Annotated in this window: 18 protein-coding genes; 13 read left to right on the forward strand and 5 right to left on the reverse strand. The window is 65.3% G+C overall.

Features of this window, described 5'->3' with window-relative positions:
• Positions 1-61 precede the first annotated feature (61 nt).
• On the forward strand, positions 62-868 hold the full coding sequence (gene hpaI, locus KIH07_RS05285) for a 4-hydroxy-2-oxoheptanedioate aldolase (protein ID WP_226490978.1): 807 nt from the start codon (positions 62-64) through the stop codon (positions 866-868).
• Positions 869-881: 13 nt separating this feature from the next.
• Here hpaI and KIH07_RS05290 read toward each other — a convergent pair whose 3' ends face one another.
• The 3 genes from KIH07_RS05290 to KIH07_RS05300 form a co-directional block, all read right to left on the reverse strand.
• Entirely contained in the window at positions 882-1,502 is a 621-nt protein-coding gene (locus tag KIH07_RS05290) for a MarC family protein (RefSeq protein ID WP_226490979.1), read from the reverse strand.
• Positions 1,503-1,563: 61 nt separating this feature from the next.
• On the reverse strand, positions 1,564-2,061 hold the full coding sequence (locus KIH07_RS05295) for a MaoC family dehydratase (protein ID WP_226490980.1): 498 nt from the start codon (positions 2,059-2,061) through the stop codon (positions 1,564-1,566).
• Entirely contained in the window at positions 2,062-2,832 is a 771-nt protein-coding gene (locus KIH07_RS05300; RefSeq protein WP_226490981.1) for an SDR family oxidoreductase, read from the reverse strand.
• An 83-nt stretch (positions 2,833-2,915) separates the two neighbouring features.
• On the opposite strand from KIH07_RS05300, the gene KIH07_RS05305 reads away from it, so the two are divergent.
• The 3 genes from KIH07_RS05305 to KIH07_RS05315 all read left to right on the forward strand — a co-directional run bounded on the left by KIH07_RS05305 (position 2,916) and on the right by KIH07_RS05315 (position 4,969).
• Entirely contained in the window at positions 2,916-3,515 is a 600-nt protein-coding gene (locus KIH07_RS05305; protein ID WP_226490982.1) for a 2-hydroxychromene-2-carboxylate isomerase, read from the forward strand.
• A 32-nt stretch (positions 3,516-3,547) separates the two neighbouring features.
• Entirely contained in the window at positions 3,548-4,231 is a 684-nt protein-coding gene (locus tag KIH07_RS05310; protein WP_226490983.1) for a dienelactone hydrolase family protein, read from the forward strand.
• Positions 4,232-4,318: 87 nt separating this feature from the next.
• A complete protein-coding gene (locus KIH07_RS05315; RefSeq protein ID WP_226490984.1) occupies positions 4,319-4,969 on the forward strand; it encodes a glutathione S-transferase family protein in 651 nt (216 codons plus the stop codon).
• Positions 4,970-5,099: 130 nt separating this feature from the next.
• Here KIH07_RS05315 and KIH07_RS05320 read toward each other — a convergent pair whose 3' ends face one another.
• Positions 5,100-6,209: a magnesium transporter CorA family protein gene (locus KIH07_RS05320; RefSeq protein ID WP_226490985.1), complete on the reverse strand. Its 1,110-nt coding sequence runs from the start codon at positions 6,207-6,209 to the stop codon at positions 5,100-5,102.
• Positions 6,210-6,243: 34 nt separating this feature from the next.
• Complete coding sequence (gene hemB, locus KIH07_RS05325) at positions 6,244-7,245, reverse strand: porphobilinogen synthase (RefSeq protein ID WP_226490986.1); 1,002 nt, start codon at positions 7,243-7,245, stop codon at positions 6,244-6,246.
• A gap of 320 nt (positions 7,246-7,565) precedes the next feature.
• Here hemB and KIH07_RS05330 point away from each other — a divergent pair, with 320 nt between their 5' ends.
• The 9 genes from KIH07_RS05330 to fusA all read left to right on the forward strand — a co-directional run bounded on the left by KIH07_RS05330 (position 7,566) and on the right by fusA (position 16,141).
• A complete protein-coding gene (locus tag KIH07_RS05330; RefSeq protein ID WP_226490987.1) occupies positions 7,566-8,687 on the forward strand; it encodes a hypothetical protein in 1,122 nt (373 codons plus the stop codon).
• A gap of 244 nt (positions 8,688-8,931) precedes the next feature.
• The gene (locus tag KIH07_RS05335; RefSeq protein WP_226490988.1) at positions 8,932-9,360 is read left to right on the forward strand and encodes a CopD family protein; all 429 of its coding nucleotides are present in this window, start codon (positions 8,932-8,934) and stop codon (positions 9,358-9,360) included.
• 27 nt (positions 9,361-9,387) lie between these two features.
• Positions 9,388-10,494, forward strand: a complete 1,107-nt coding sequence (locus KIH07_RS05340; RefSeq protein WP_226490989.1) for a VanZ family protein — start codon at positions 9,388-9,390, stop codon at positions 10,492-10,494.
• A 9-nt stretch (positions 10,495-10,503) separates the two neighbouring features.
• Complete coding sequence (locus KIH07_RS05345; protein ID WP_226490990.1) at positions 10,504-10,842, forward strand: (2Fe-2S) ferredoxin domain-containing protein; 339 nt, start codon at positions 10,504-10,506, stop codon at positions 10,840-10,842.
• A 68-nt stretch (positions 10,843-10,910) separates the two neighbouring features.
• The gene (locus tag KIH07_RS05350; RefSeq protein ID WP_226490991.1) at positions 10,911-11,534 is read left to right on the forward strand and encodes an alpha/beta hydrolase; all 624 of its coding nucleotides are present in this window, start codon (positions 10,911-10,913) and stop codon (positions 11,532-11,534) included.
• Positions 11,535-11,591: 57 nt separating this feature from the next.
• A complete protein-coding gene (locus tag KIH07_RS05355; RefSeq protein ID WP_413465701.1) occupies positions 11,592-12,767 on the forward strand; it encodes a D-alanyl-D-alanine carboxypeptidase family protein in 1,176 nt (391 codons plus the stop codon).
• Positions 12,768-12,934: 167 nt separating this feature from the next.
• Positions 12,935-13,312, forward strand: a complete 378-nt coding sequence (gene rpsL, locus KIH07_RS05360; protein WP_068169701.1) for a 30S ribosomal protein S12 — start codon at positions 12,935-12,937, stop codon at positions 13,310-13,312.
• Between the two features lie 156 nt (positions 13,313-13,468).
• Complete coding sequence (gene rpsG / locus KIH07_RS05365; protein WP_068169697.1) at positions 13,469-13,939, forward strand: 30S ribosomal protein S7; 471 nt, start codon at positions 13,469-13,471, stop codon at positions 13,937-13,939.
• A gap of 99 nt (positions 13,940-14,038) precedes the next feature.
• Positions 14,039-16,141 carry an elongation factor G gene (gene fusA / locus KIH07_RS05370; RefSeq protein WP_226490992.1) on the forward strand — a complete coding sequence of 701 codons (2,103 nt, stop codon included), beginning with the start codon at positions 14,039-14,041 and terminating at the stop codon, positions 16,139-16,141.
• The last annotated feature ends 41 nt before the right edge of the window (positions 16,142-16,182 follow it).

Genomic DNA, 16,182 nt, shown 5'->3' on the forward strand with positions numbered 1-16,182 from the left:
CCAGCCCGGCGGTGCCCTTGGACCAAGGCACTCCCTCCTCAACGCTCTTAGGCACTTCGACATGAAGATCCCCCAGAACACCTTCCGCGATGCACTCAAGGCCGGCCAGCCGCAGATCGGCTGCTGGGTCGGCTTTGCTTCGCCCGACGTGGCTGAGGCCCTGGCCGGCTGCGGCTTCGATTGGCTGCTGCTCGACGGTGAACACGCGCCCAACGACCCGCGCAGCGTGCTGCAACAGTTGCGCGCCGTCGCGCCCTACACGACCACGCACCCGGTGGTGCGCGCCGTCGAGGCGAACGTGGCCCTGGTCAAGCAGTACCTCGACGTGGGCGCGCAGACGTTGCTGATTCCCATGGTGGACACGGCCGAGCAGGCGGCGTTGATGGTGAAGGCCATGCGCTACGCCCCCGACGGCATCCGCGGCATGGGTGCCGCGCTCGCCCGCGCCTCGCGCTGGAACCAGGTCGACGACTACCTCAACCAGGCCAACGGCCAGATGTGTCTGCTGGTGCAGGCCGAGACGGTGGAGGCGGTGAAGAACCTGAAAGCCATCGCCGAGACCGACGGCGTGGACGGTGTGTTCTTCGGCCCGGCCGACCTCTCGGCCAGCATGGGTTACCGGGGCCAACCCGGCCACCCCGAGGTGCAGAAAGTGATCCTGGAAGGCATCGCCACGGTCAGGGCCGCCGGCAAGGCCGCCGGCATCCTGGCCACCGACCCGGTGCTGGCGCAGCAGTACCTGGACGCCGGCGCGCTGTTCGTGGCCGTGGGGCTGGACACCAGCCTGCTGGTCAAGGCCGCGACCGATCTGGCGCGCCGGTTCTCCGGCGCCCGCGCGGCGGCGGCTGGCGCATCGGGCGGTTACTGAAATCGGGCGCGTGTCACGCGCCCAGCGCAGGGAACAGCTTGACCAGCCCGGCGGCCATCACCTCCACCGACAGCGCGGCCAGGATCAGGCCCATCAGCCGGGTCATGACGTTGATGCCGGTCTGGCCCATCAGGCGCGCGATCGGCTTGGCCAGCGAGAAACACAGCGCGGTGGCGACCGCGACCACCACGCCGTAGCCCACCAGCGCCGCGTGCTGGAAAAAGGTCTTGGCCTGGTCGGCGTAGATCACCACCGTGGACATGGTGGCTGGGCCGGTGAGCAGCGGGATGGTGAGCGGCACCACGGCAATCGAGGCGCGCGCCGAGGCGTCGTCCACCTCGCCCTGGGTGGTCTTTGCCTCGGCCGGTTGCGCGTTCAGCATCGACAGCGCCGAGGTCAGCAGCAGCATGCCGCCACCCACCTGGAAGCTCGCCAGCGAGATGCTGAAAAATTCCAGGATCTGCAGGCCGATGATGGCGCAGGTGGCGATCACGGCGAACGCGCTGATCGACGAGATCAGGATCGTGCGCCGACGCTGCGCCGAGCTGAAGCCCTGCGTGTAGTGAATGAAGAACGGAACGATCGCCAGCGGGTTGACGATGGCGAGCAGGGTGATGAGGGGCTTGAAATCCATGGCCGGCATTGTGGGGCAGGAAGGGCCCGCCCGCGCTGCATCAGCGGAAATCAGGCGGCATTCATGCCGGGTTTGGCGTCCCAGGCTCCCGTCGCCGAAACATGCCATACCCTTCCATGTGCAGCACCTTGTCGCCGTGCTGGTTGAACATCTCCCACACCGTGCGCACCAGGCCCACGTCGGGCCGCTTGCTCATGGCGCGCTTTTCGGTGATGGTGTGCTGCAGCCGCAGCACGTCGCCGGGGTAGACCGGCTTGGTCCACTTCAGGCTCTCCAGCCCGGGCGAACCGAGGCTCGATGTTTCATGCAGGAAATTCGTGACCATCAGCCGCATGGCCATGGCGCAGGTGTGCCAGCCGCTGGCGCTCAAGGCTCCGAACACCGAGGCCTGGCCGGCTTCTTCGCTCAGGTGAAAGGGTTGCGGGTCGAACTGGCTGGCGAAGGCGATGATTTCTTCCTTCGTCGGCGAGACGCTGCCCAGGTCGCGCACCTGGCCGATCTCCAGGTCTTCCCACCAGATCTTGATGTGCGGGCTGTGTTCGGGGGTGGTGGCGGTCATTCAGCGTCCTCCAGAAACGTCGAGCAGGCTCATGGTGGTGTAACTCGCGGCGTCCGACAGCAGCCAGACGATGGCCTGCGCCACCTCGTCGGCCGTGCCGCCGCGCTGCATCGGCACCTGGTGCTTGAGCTCGTTGACGCGGTTGGGCAATCCGCCCGAGGCGTGGATGCCGGTCTCGATCAGGCCCGGGCGCACGGCGTTCACGCGCACGCCTTCGGCGGCCACTTCTTTGGCCAGACCGATGGTGAACGCGTCGATGGCGCCCTTGGCCGCCGCGTAGTCCACGTACTGCCCGGGCGAACCCAGGCGAGACGCCGCGCTGGACACGTTGACGATGGCGCCGCCCTCGCCCCCATGCCGCGTGCTCATGCGCCGCACCGCTTCGCGCGCGCAGAGCATGCTGCCGATCACGTTGATGTCGAACATGCGGCGCCAGCGCGCCACGCTCATCTGATCCAGCCGCGCGGTCACGTCCACCACGCCCGCGTTGTTCACCAGCCCGGTGAGACGGCCGAGCTTGGCGTCCACCTTCTCAAACATCTGGAGCACCTGCGCCTCGTCGGCCACATCGGCCTGCACCGTGATCGCCGTGCCGCCGCCCGCGCGGATGGCGCGCACCACCTCGTCGGCCGCGAGCGAGTTCGCGGCGTAGTTCACCGCCACGGCCCAGCCCTGGCGCGCGGCGAGCAGGGCGGTGGCCGCGCCGATGCCGCGACTGCCACCCGTTACCAGCAACACCTTCGGATACCTTGCGTTGTCGTCCTGTCCCATAACCTCTCTCCTGCAAAAGCCGCCGGCATCGCTTACAACACCGGCTCGACCGCCCTTCATTACAACAGCGTCAGGAAACCACCATGCGTCGCACAGTCGACTACTACTTCGCCCCCCAGAGCCCCTGGATGTACCTCGGCCACGAGCGTTTTGCCAAGCTGCTGCAGCGCAGCGGCGCCCAGGTGCGGGTGCTGCCGGTGGACTTCGGCAAAGTGTTTCCAGCGTCGGGCGGACTGCCGCTGCCGCAGCGGGCGCCCCAGCGCCAGGCCTACCGGCTGGTGGAACTGCGCCGTTTCAGCGAGGCGCTGGGCATTCCGCTCAACCCGCAGCCACGCTGTTTCCCGGTGGCGGGCGATCCCGCGGGCTGGCTGATCACGGCGGTGGCCGGGCAGGACGGCGAAGCCGCCGCGATGCGGTTGACCGGCGCGGTGGGCCGGGCGGTGTGGGCGCAGGAGCGCGACATCGCCGACGCCACCGTGCTGGCCGATCTGCTGGCCGAATGCGGGCTGGACCCGCAGCGCCTGGCGCAGTCGCAGCAGGACGGTGCGAAGGCGCTGTACGCGACCCACACCGCGCAGGCGATTGACGCCGGGGTATTCGGTGCGCCAAGCTACGTCATCGACGGTGAAATTTTCTGGGGTCAGGACCGGCTCGATTTTGTCGAGCGCCGGCTACTCGCCTGACCCCTCTGTTTGACAGCGCACAGGAGCTTTCCATGGGGACTTTCACCAATCTCACCGCCGCCGATGGCTTCACGTTTCCGGCCTATGTGGCCCAGCCCACCGGAAAACCCCGGGGCGGCCTCGTCGTGTTGCAGGAGATCTTTGGCGTCAACGCCCACATCCGCGCCGTGGCCGATGGCTACGCAGCCGACGGCTATTTCGTCGTCGCGCCCTCGACCTTCCACCGTGTGAAGGTCGGCGTGGAGATGGGCTACACCGAAGCCGACATGCAGGCCGGTATGGCGCTCAAGGCCGCGGTGGAGGCGTTGCCGGCGCCGGGCGTGATGTCCGACATCCAGGCCGCCATTGACCACGCGGCGCAGGCGGGCAAGGTCGGGATCCTGGGTTACTGCTGGGGCGGCCTGCTGACCTGGCGCGCGGCCAGTGCGCTCAGCGGCCTGTCCGCCGCCGTGCCCTACTACGGCGGCGGCATGACCACCGAGGCCGAGGCGGCGCGCCAGCCGAAAGTGCCGGTGATGGCCCACTTCGGCGAACAGGACCGCTGGATTCCCATGGACAGCGTGCGCGCCTTCGAAAAGGCCCAGCCGGGCGTGGTGGTGCACGTCTACGCCGCGAACCACGGCTTCAACTGCGACCACCGTGGCGCCTGGAACGCCCCGGCGGCGAAACTCGCGCGGGAGCGCACGTTGGCCTTCCTGGCCCAGCACCTCGGCTGACACCGTGCGCGCCGCCGAGTTGACGCGGCGCATCGCCTGGGACAATGCTGCCCACCTGTTGGGTGTATCCACCCCGAAGAACCGACCATGATCCAACTGCACCATTCCCCCAGCAGCGCCAGCATGGTGCCGCACATCCTGCTCGAAGAGCTGGGCCTGCCCTACGAACGGGTGCTGGTGGACCGCACGCAGAACGCGCAGAAGACGACCGCTTTTCTCAAGCTCAACCCCAACGGCCTGATCCCGGTGCTGACCGACGGCGACCTGGTGCTCTACGAGACCGCCGCGATCTGCCTGCACCTGTGCGACACCCACCCCGAGGCCGGCCTGGCGCCCGGTCTGGGCACGGCCGAGCGCGCCCATTTCTACAAGTGGCTGATGTGGCTGACCAATACGCTGCAGAGCACGCTCATGGTGTATTTCCACCCGGACCGCTGGGTCAACGCCGGCAATGCCTCGGGCATGGCCCAGGTCAAGATCCATGCCGAGGCCCGTACCCGCATCCTGCTGGACCAGCTCGACACCGAACTGGCGCGCCACGCCGGTCCCTGGTTCATGGGGGCCTCGTACACCGCGCTGGACCCGTATGTGTTCACCCTGTGCCGCTGGACGCGGCACTTCGCCAGCACACCGGCGCGCGACCGGCCGCACCTGGGGCCCTACCTGCAGCGCGTGCTGGAGCGGCCGGCGGTGCAGCGCGCCCTGGCCAACGAAGGCCTGAGCCCTCCGTTTGTTTGAGTCCGTCCTTCGTTTGCGTGCCCCAGCGTGTCCGGCGCGAGGCACCCAGCCCAGAATGCGGTGGAACCGGCTTCGCCGGGCCACTCGCATGGCCCCTTGAGGGGCCGCGCGCAGCGCGGCGGGGGTGGGTCTATCGTCCCGTGCGCGCCAGGTAGCGCTTGCGCCAGAACAGCACACCCAGCAGCACCGCCGTCAGCGCCATGGTGCCCATGGCCCACCAGAAGCCCGACTTCTGGTGCAGCAGCGGGATGAACTCGAAGTTCATCCCGAAGATGCCCGCGATCAGGTTCAGCGGCAGGAAGATGGCGGTCAGCGCGGTCAGCGTGCGCATGATGTCGTTGGTGCGGTTGCTCTGCGCCGAAAAATGCATCTGCACCGCGATTTCCGCGTTTTGTTCCAGCCGGCGCACGTGGTGCACCACGCGTTCGATGTGCTCCAGCACGTCGCGGCTGCGCACCCTGAGCAACTCCAGGCCGCGCTGCCCGCCGATGGTCTCGCTGGCTTCCCAGCCGGCCAGGGCCTCGATCCAGTCCTGGATCGAGGCGCGCTGGTCTTCGCAGATCTCGTCGAGGTGGTGCAGCGACTTGCGCGCGTCCAGCAGCGAGCCCCAGTTGTTGAAGTGCGTGCCTGGGCGTAGCAGCTCGGTCTGCCAGTGGTCGAGCTGGCGCGTGAGCTCGCGCCGCAGCTCCAGAAAACCATCGACCATGAGGTTGACCACGCGCAGCATCAGGTCGGCCGGGCTGGTCGGCCACTGGTTGCCGATGGCGCGCTGCGCCCCGTTGGCCGGCGAGAGCAGGCGCGCCGCGTAGGTCTCGAGCACGCCACAGCCGGCCGGGTGCACGGTCAACACCACCTTGTCGAACACCGCGAAACACACCGGGCTGGTGTCGATGCGGCGCAGCACCGGCGGACCGCTCTGTTTCTGGCGCTGGGTCAGCGGCTGGCCCGGGTGGTCGAGGTCGGTTTCGCTGTGGCCCGCTGCGAGGCGGCGAAAGGCGAGGATGTCGTACAGCGAGGTGTAGTCGTAGTGTGAGGGCAACTGGTTGTTGAGCAGGTCAGAGACGTGCAGGTCGACCAGGGTCATGCCGCATGTCGCTTGCAGGCAGGCCTGCACCGCGCCCAGTTCGACCTCAAGCTCGCGCCGGCTGCAGGCGATCCAGACATAGCCCTGGGGCGGCGCCTGGACGGGCAGGGCGGCAATCTCGGCGACCGCGTGGGGCTGGATGTGAAAGATGCGCATGCGTGGCCACGCTTGGACGTTGAGCGTGCGGACTTCAGGCGCGCAGCAGGCGCGCCGCGTCGCGCGCGAAGTAGGTCAACACGCCGTCGGCGCCCGCGCGCTTGAAGGCCAGCAGGCTTTCCATCATCACCGCGTCGTGGTCCAGCCAGCCGTTCTGCGCGGCGGCCTTGAGCATGGCGTATTCGCCGCTGACCTGGTAGGCGAAGGTGGGCACGTGGAACTCGTCCTTGACCCGGCGCACGATGTCCAGGTAGGGCATGCCGGGTTTGACCATCACCATGTCGGCGCCTTCGGCGATGTCCAGCGCCACTTCGCGCAGGGCCTCGTCGCTGTTGCCCGGATCCATCTGGTAGACCTTCTTGTCGGCCTTGCCCAGGTTGGCCGCCGAGCCCACGGCATCGCGGAACGGACCGTAGAAGGCGCTGGCGTACTTGGCGCTGTAGGCCATGATGCGCGTGTGCACCAGGCCGCGTGCTTCGAGTTCGCGACGGATGGCGCCGATGCGGCCGTCCATCATGTCGCTGGGCGCGACCATGTCCACGCCCGCCTCGGCCTGCGTGAGGGCCTGTTGCACCAGGATCTCGACCGTGGGGTCGTTCAGGATGTAGTTGTGTTCGTCCAGCACGCCGTCCTGCCCGTGGCTGGTGAACGGGTCGAGCGCCACGTCGGTCATCACGCCCAGTTGGGGGTATTGCTTCTTGAGTTCACGCACCACGCGCGGCACCAGACCATTGGGGTTCAGCGCTTCCCGGCCGTCGGGGGTCTTGAGCGACGGGTCGATCACCGGGAACAGCGCCATCACCGGGATGCCCAGTTGCACGCAGTCTTCCGCCACCGGCAGCAGCAGGTCCAGGCTCAGGCGCTCCACGCCCGGCATGGAGCCCACCGCTTCGCGCCGGCCGTGCCCGTCGAGCACGAAGACCGGGTAGATCAGGTCCGACACCGTGAGGCGGTGTTCGCGCACCAGATCCCGGGTGAAAGGGTCGCGACGCAGGCGGCGCGGGCGGGCGAGGGGGTAGGGGGCGGGTAGATGCATGGGGGGTATTGTGGCAAAGCCGCGCCGGCGCGGGGCGGAGCTCAGCGGGGACGGTCTGGTGCGAGGCAAGGTCGATCTGAATGTGTCGAATCGTAAAAACAGCAAGAGGATTGAAAAACCTGGGGGTTTGTGTTGAACTCCACAGTAAGAAGAAAATACTGCAGTCGCATCCGTACCGTGTTCGGGGAGGCGGTGGTACTTTCATGTCAACCCCTACCCTCGAATGGCTTGCTGGGCCGTTCGATCATGTGGTGGACCGGCGTGTGTGGTGCTGGTGTGCTCAGGTGGGGGATCCCGCACTTACTTCACGAGTCCTCACCATGTTGCAAACCAAGAAAAGCCATTCCAACCCAACGACCGCCGGCAAGGCAGGCGCCGATGCCGACGCCTGGTCGCTGGAGGAGCACTGGCCCGAACTGGTCACCGGCCTGGCCGACCAGATCACCGAAGGCGTGAGCGCGCTGCAGCAGCACCTTGACAACCTGCTGGCCCACGGCCGGATCAACAAGCTGGAGCACCGCGCGCTGAGCATTCCGGCCGAGCGGATCAAGCTCGCCGGTGTGAGTGCCCAGCAGATCCACCGGTTCTACGGCGGGCGCATCCGCCAATCGCATGAAAAAGTGGACATGTCGGTGCTGGTCGAGGGCGTGCTGCAGGAGCGCAAGAAGGAACTGGCCATCCTGGGGATTGCATTGCGGCGCAAGCTCAAGCCGGTCGAGGTCTTGATCGACCCCACGGTGGCGCACACCTTCGTGAACGCCGTGCTCGACTGGGGGATGCCGTTTGGCAACCGGGTGGACGTGCGCATGGACCTCAACGCCTGGCCCCAGCACGCCCGGTTGCAGATGCGGGTGTCCAACGATGGGGTGCCGCCCTCCAGCGTCACTTCGTCCGACAACCTGAGCTGGATGTTGATCCGGCAGATCGCGTTGGGCGCGGGCGGGATCGAGATTTCGCGGGGGGTGACCGACGAAGGCGTGAACTTCACGGCGCTGTTCAACCGCACCGTGCAGGCGATCGATGGCATTTCCGCAGTCGACCTGTCCGATGAGCACTCCTCCATGTTCAAGTCGCTCTCGGGCACCTATGTGCTGACCATTTCTCCCAGTCTGCAGATCCGCGCCGACGTGCGCGACGCTTTGCGGGAAATCGGCATCATCTCCGACAGCGTGGTGGACTTCAATCAGGCCCGTGATGCCGTCAAGGCGCGCATGCCCAACCTGATCGTGGTCGACTCGGAGATCAAGAACGACGCGTTCGAGAGTTTCCGCCGCGACCTGCTGCGGGAGGTGTTCGAGTTCCCGTTCGTCGAAATTTCGCCCGACGACAGTTCGTTTGACATGTCCGGGTTCGGCGAGTTTTCCATGGCCAAGGTCGGGCGCGGCAATATCCGCGAGGCCCTGGGCACCGCCGTGATGTTCGAACTTGCAAAAATGATGTAAATGTCACACTTTGTGGCGTGTGAAGGCCATGGAATTGTCAAAATTGACAGGGTGTTTTTTGGAGGAAATGTTTTTTTGGTGTAGCATAGAGCCGGGCGAGCCGAAAGGTGAGCCTCCCGCTTTTCCTCCCTGAGCGGGTGCCTTAGTGTGTGACAGCAAAAAGGCTTCCCAACCCGGCCCACGGCCGGGTTCTTTTTTGCCCGCTCCTTTTTCGAGGCTTCGGCCCGAGGGCTACACTGACCCCATGCTTTGGGTCAAATCCTTTCACATCGTTTTTGTGACCAGCTGGTTTGCCGGCCTGTTCTACCTTCCCCGCATCTTCGTGAACCTTGCCATGGTGCCGCCCGAGAGCGTGGCGGAGCGCGAGCGCCTGCTGCTCATGGCTCGCAAACTGATGCGTTTCACCACCATGCTGGCGGTTCCCGCCTTGGGTCTGGGGCTGTGGCTCTGGTTGGGCTACGGCATTGGGCGGGGTGAGGGCAACGGGTGGCTGCACGCCAAGCTGGCGGTGGTGTTGCTGATCCTGGGCTATCACCATGCCTGTGGCGTCATGCTGCGCCAGTTCCTGCGGGGAACCAATCGGCGCGATCATCGCTGGTTCCGCTGGTTCAACGAGGCGCCCGTCGTCATGCTGGTGATCGTGGTCCTGCTGGTGGTGGTCAAACCCTTTTGACGTCCGTTCCGCGGACTTGAATCCGCTTTGAAACCGTACTCTTCCGCCTGGCCGCTGGCGTTGCTGTTTGGCGCGCTGGTGGTCTACGCCAGTCTCTATCCCTTTTCGGGCTGGCGGGTGCAGGGCGTCCTGCCCATGGCGTTCCTCCAGGCGCCCTTGCCGCAGTACTGGACCGGTTTCGACGTGATCGCCAACCTGCTCGGTTATGCGCCCCTGGGTTTTCTGCTGGCGCTGGCCATGCTGCGTTCGGGTTGGGGTCACTGGTCCTGGCCGATGGCGGTCGGTCTGCCTGTCCTCCTGTCATTGGCGGTGGAAACGCTGCAGAACTACCTGCCCATGCGGGTTCCGTCCAATGTGGATCTCGCGCTGAACACGGCCGGTGCCGCGCTGGGGGCGAGCACTGCCTGGGTGCTCGAGCGGCTGGGGGGATTGAGGCGCTGGACCCAGTTTCGTGCCGACTGGTTTGAACCCAGCGCCCGTGGCGGGCTGGTGCTGCTGGCCCTGTGGCCAATGGCGCTGCTCTATCCGGTGTCCGTGCCTTTTGGTCTTGGGCAAGTGTGGGATCGGCTGGAGACGGGGTTGACCACCCTGCTGGAAGACACCCCGTTTCTGGACTGGCTGCCCCTGTGGGGAGCGGCGTCGGTTCCTCTGGGGCCGCTGGCCGAGGTGCTGTGTGTGGTCCTGGGCCTGTTGGCGCCTCTGCTGATGGGGTACGCCGACATGCGTTCCATTCCCCGTCGGGCAGGGTTCATGGTGATGCTGCTGCTGTGCGCCACGGCGTCGGCGAGCATATCGTCAGCACTCACTTACGGCCCGGAGCATGTCTGGTCCTGGATCAGTCCTCAGGCAATTCTGGGCATGGGGCTGGCGTTGCTGGCAGGGTTGGCGTTGTTGACCCTGCCCCGACGGCTCTGCAACGTGGGCATGTTGCTGAGCCTGGCGGTGTCGTTGAGCCTGTTGAACCGCGCGCCGGCCAGCCCATACTTTGCCCAGTCGCTCGAAGTCTGGGAGCAGGGCCGGTTCATTCGGTTTCATGGCCTGTCCCAGTGGTTGGGCTGGCTCTGGCCGTTCGCCGCGCTGATCCATGGGGTGATGGCCGTGGCCCGGCCGGCAGCACCACCCCGTCCCCACTAAAATCCCACAATGCCTGAAAACAAGTCTTATTACGAGCGGCACATCTTCTTCTGCCTCAACCAACGCGAAGGCGGGGAGGCCTGCTGTGCCCAGCACAAAGCCCAGGCCGCGTTTGACCGCTGCAAGTCCCAGGCGAAAAGTCTCGGCCTGCTGGGTGCGGGCAAAGTCCGGGTGAACAAGGCGGGTTGCCTGGACCGTTGTGCAGGGGGGCCGATTGCGGTCGTATACCCGGAAGCGGTCTGGTACAGCTATGTCGACGAGAGCGACATCGATGAGATCGTGCAGTCTCACCTGCGCGATGGCGTGGTGGTGCAGCGCCTCCTGACGCCCCCCGACGTGGGGCGCTGAGCCATGGTCGTCGCACCGGTGTGTCCTGCGCTGGGGCCGGGCGCGCGCCCGGTCCGGGGAGTCTGCCTATGAATGCGCAGACCGAATACCTGCTGCAGACGGGCCCGGCCGGTCTGCTGGAGGTGGCGATCGACCGGCCCGAGGGGGTGTCTTTGGGCGCGGCTGTGCTGGCGCACCCCCACCCGCTGCACGGCGGGACGCTGACCAACAAGGTGGTGCAGACCCTGGCGCGTGCTTGTGTGCTGGCGGGCTGGACCGCTGTGCGTTTCAACTTCCGGGGTGTGGGGCGCAGCGAGGGCGCCTACGACGAAGGCCGGGGCGAACTGGCCGATCTGCTGTCGGTTGTGGATGCCCAGGCGCCGCAGGGCGCGCTGTGTCTGGCCGGATTCTCGTTCGGCGCCTTTGTCACCAGCCATGCGGTGGCAGCCTTGCACCCCCGGCGTGAGATGCATCGGGTGGTTCTGGTGGGTACCGCCGCCAGCCGATTTGAGGTCGCGAGCGTTCCTGCGGAACTCCATCTGCGCACCTTGGTCATCCATGGCGAGCGCGACGACACCGTGCCACTTTCGGCCGCGATGGATTGGGCGCGGCCCCAGTCCCTGCCGGTGCTGGTGGTTCCCGGTGGCGGGCATTTCTTTCATGGCCAGCTGCCGTTGCTCCGGGAGCTGGTTTTGCGCCACCTGCGCGCCTGAGCTGGCGGCGGGCTGGTTTTTCTCTCTTTCTTTTCTATTTCTCAAGGACCGGATTTGTTGCGTCGATTGTTTGCCCGTGTTGTATCTGTGTTGGCCGCCACGGTGGCCCTTTCGGCGGCGGCCCAGTCGCCCCAGCCACCCGAGGTCGCGGCGAAGGCCTACCTGTTGCTGGATGTGACCTCAGGGCAGGTGTTGGCGGCCCGGGAGGCCGACCAGCCGGTGGAACCCGCTTCGCTGACCAAGCTGATGACGGCCTACCTGGTGTTTGATGCCCTCAAGTCGGGCAAGCTCAGCCTGACGCAAACCCTTTCGGTGAGCGAGCGGGCCTGGAAGATGCCGGGATCGCGCATGTTCATCGATCCCAAGATGCAGGTGCCGGTTGAAGACCTGATCAAGGGCATGATCGTGCAATCGGGCAACGATGCGACCATGGCGTTGGCCGAGGGCGTTGGGGGGACCGAAGAGCGTTTCGTCCAGATGATGAACGATCAGGCCAGGGCGCTGGGCATGAAGGCCAGCAGCTTCAAGAACCCAGAGGGCCTGACGGTGGCGGGCCACACCACCACCGCCCGGGATCTGGCCACCCTGGCCACCCGTCTCATGCGGGATTTCCCGGAGTACGTGCCTTATTACGCGATCCAGCGCTACCGCTACCCGGGCACGCCCGCCTCCAACGACACCAATCGCAACCTGTTGCTGTTTCGCGATCCCAGCGTCGATGGCCTGAAAACGGGGCACACCAATACGGCGGGCTATTGCCTGGTGGCCACGGCGCGGCGCCAAGTGCCAGGCCTCGGTGAGGGCGCTCAGGGTCAGCGCCGCCTCCTCAGTGTGGTGCTGGGCGCCGCCAGTGAAAACGCGCGGGCCGCGGAGAGCCAGAAACTGCTCAACTGGGGGTACACGGCCTACGAGGCCGTGCGGCTGTCCCAGGCGGGAGCGCCGCTGGCCACGCCGCGCGTCTGGAAAGGCACGGCCTCCCAGGTGAAACTGGGGCGGCCCGAGGGCGTGGTGGTTTCCGTGCCGACCGGCGAAGGGGCGCGCCTGAAGACCGATATCGTGCGACCCGAACCATTGGTGGCTCCCCTGAGGCGTGGACAACCCGTCGGCACGCTGCGCGTGACCCTGGCCAGCGGTGTACCCGTGGCCGAAGTGCCACTGACGGTGCTCGAAACGGTGGATGAAAGCGGTATTTTTGGCCGCGCTTGGGATGCCCTGCGTCTTTGGATTCAGTGATTCGGCCCGCGCACAGGAGTTGCGTGCGGCGCTCCTGCCCGGTGCGAACGGAGGAATTGCCTCCAACGGTTTGGCGGAAAACCAGGCCCATGCTACAGTAGAGGGCTTTTCGGAATTTTCCGAGAGGTTTTCGTTTTCGCTTTTCTTTAAACGTTTAGGGACGTTTCATGCCAACCATCAATCAACTCGTGCGCCACGGCCGGGAGGTCGAAAAGACCAAATCCAAGAGCCCGGCCATGGAAAACTCTCCGCAGCGTCGCGGTGTGTGCACCCGTGTGTACACCACGACCCCCAAGAAGCCCAACTCCGCTCTGCGCAAGGTTGCCAAAGTGCGCCTGACCAACGGCTTTGAGGTCATCTCCTACATCGGCGGCGAAGGCCACAACCTGCAGGAACACAGCGTCGTGCTGGTTCGCGGCGGTCGTGTCAAGGACTTGCCCGGTGTGCGTTACCACATCGTGCGCGGTTCGCTCGATTTGCAAGGCGTGAAAGACCGCAAGCAGTCGCGCTCCAAGTACGGCGCCAAGCGCCCCAAGAAGGCCTGATTCTTTGGAAATTGCGGTGCCGCTTCCGCCTGGCTGGTGGATCGAGCGCCAAGGCCCACAACACGGAATCGTCCGTGCGGGTCGAGTAAGTGAGAGTTCAGGATGGCTCTCGCGGTGCCTGAAAAGGTGCCAACTGAACAAATATGAGGTGAAAAAATGCCACGTCGTCGCGAAGTCCCTAAACGTGAAATCCTGCCGGATCCCAAGTTCGGCAACGTCGAGCTCTCCAAGTTCATGAACGTGATCATGGAAGGCGGCAAGAAAGCTGTCGCCGAGCGCATCATCTACGGTGCTCTGGAGCAGATCGAGAAAAAGACGGGCAAAGACCCGGTCGAAGCTTTCTCCATCGCCATCAACAACGTCAAGCCCATGGTGGAGGTCAAGTCCCGCCGTGTCGGCGGTGCGAACTACCAGGTGCCCGTTGAAGTGCGCCCGGTGCGTCGTCTGGCGCTGTCGATGCGCTGGATCAAGGAAGCTGCGCGCAAGCGCAGTGAGAAGTCCATGGCCATGCGCCTGGCGAACGAGCTGATCGAGGCCACCGAAGGTCGCGGAGGCGCCATGAAAAAGCGTGACGAAGTGCACCGCATGGCCGAAGCCAACAAGGCTTTCAGCCACTTCCGCTTCTGAAGCTCGCGGGTTCCATTCGAGCCCGCCATCCTTGTCAGAAGCGAGCCCGCTGGCCTCATGAGGGCAGCGGGCTCTGGTACTTAATTTTGGAGAATTTTCATGGCACGCAATACGCCCCTTGAGCGTTACCGCAACATCGGTATCTCGGCGCACATCGACGCTGGCAAGACCACCACCACCGAGCGCATCCTGTTCTACACGGGTGTGAACCACAAAATCGGTGAAGTGCACGACGGTGCCGCCACCATGGACTGGATGGAGCAGGAGCAGGAGCGTGGCATCACGATCACGTCCGCTGCCACCACCTGCTTCTGGAAAGGCATGGACAACTCCTTCCCGGAGCACCGTTTCAACATCATCGACACCCCCGGCCACGTGGACTTCACCATCGAGGTGGAGCGTTCCATGCGCGTGCTCGACGGCGCCTGCATGGTGTACTGCGCCGTGGGTGGCGTGCAGCCCCAGTCGGAAACCGTCTGGCGCCAGGCCAACAAGTACAAGGTGCCGCGTCTGGCCTTCGTGAACAAGATGGACCGCACCGGTGCCAACTTCTTCAAGGTCGTTGACCAGATGAAGCTGCGCCTCAAGGCAAACCCGGTGCCCATCGTGATCCCGATCGGCGCCGAGGAGAAATTCACCGGCGTGGTCGACCTGCGCAAGATGAAAGCCATCATCTGGGACGAGGCCTCCCAGGGCATGAAGTTCACCTTCGAGGAAATTCCGGCCAGCCTGCTGGAGCAGGCCAAGGAGTGGCGCGAAAAGATGGTGGAAGCCGCTGCTGAAGCCACCGAAGAGCTGATGAACAAGTACCTCGAAGAAGGGGATCTCAGCGAGGCGGAAATCACCGCCGGTCTGCGTGCGCGTACCCTGGCTTGTGAAATCCAGCCCATGCTGTGCGGCACCGCCTTCAAGAACAAGGGTGTGCAGCGCATGCTCGACGCCGTGGTCGAGCTGCTGCCCTCGCCGGTGGACATTCCTCCCGTGACCGGTACCGACGAAGACGAAGCGCCGACGTCCCGCAAGGCGGACGACGAAGAAAAGCTGTCTGCGCTGGCGTTCAAGCTGATGACCGACCCGTTCGTGGGTCAGCTGACCTTCGTGCGTGTGTACTCCGGCGTGCTCAAGAAGGGCGACACCGTGTACAACGCGGTCAAGGGCAAGAAAGAGCGCATCGGCCGTATCGTGCAGATGCACGCCAACAACCGCCAGGAAGTGGAAGAGATCCGCGCTGGCGACATCGCTGCCTGCGTGGGCCTGAAGGACGTGACCACGGGTGAAACCCTGTGCGACCCGTCCGCCATCATCACGCTGGAACGCATGGTGTTCCCGGAGCCGGTGATTGCCCAGGCCGTCGAGCCCAAGACCAAGACCGACCAGGAAAAGATGGGCATCGCCCTCAGCCGCCTGGCCGCCGAAGATCCGTCGTTCCGCGTGCGCACCGACGAAGAATCCGGTCAGACCATCATCGCCGGCATGGGCGAGCTGCACCTGGAAATCATTGTCGATCGCATGAAGCGCGAGTTTGGCGTGGAAGCCAACGTCGGCAAGCCGCAGGTGGCCTACCGCGAAACCATTCGCGGCACCGTCGAAGAAGCCGAAGGCAAGTTCGTTCGCCAGTCGGGTGGTAAGGGCCAGTACGGCCACGTCGTGCTCAAGATCGAGCCGCAGGAAGCCGGCAAGGGCTTTGAGTTTGTCGACGCCATCAAGGGCGGCGTGGTGCCGCGCGAGTACATTCCCGCGGTCGAAAAGGGTGTGATCGAAGCCCTGGGTCAGGGTGTGCTGGCCGGTTACCCGGTGGTGGACGTCAAGGTCACGCTGCACTTCGGTTCGTACCACGACGTGGACTCGAACGAACTGGCGTTCAAGATGGCCGCGATCTTTGGCTTCAAGGAAGGCTGCCGCAAGGCCCAGCCGGTCATTCTGGAACCCATGATGGCCGTGGAAGTGGAAACGCCGGAGGACTACGCCGGTACCGTGATGGGCGACCTTTCCAGCCGCCGTGGCATGGTGCAGGGCATGGAAGACATGGTGGGTGGCGGCAAGGCCATCAAGGCCGAAGTGCCGCTGTCTGAAATGTTCGGCTATTCGACCTCGCTGCGCTCCGCCACCCAGGGCCGTGCCACCTACACGATGGAATTCAAGCACTACTCCGAGGCGCCGCGCAACGTTGCCGAGGCCATCGTCGCAGCGCGTTCCAAGTAATTTCAGCCGGTCTGCGATCTCACGCCGCCCTGTCCCCGTGC

This window comes from Hydrogenophaga taeniospiralis, from assembly GCF_020510445.1.
Lineage (GTDB): Bacteria > Pseudomonadota > Gammaproteobacteria > Burkholderiales > Burkholderiaceae_C > Hydrogenophaga.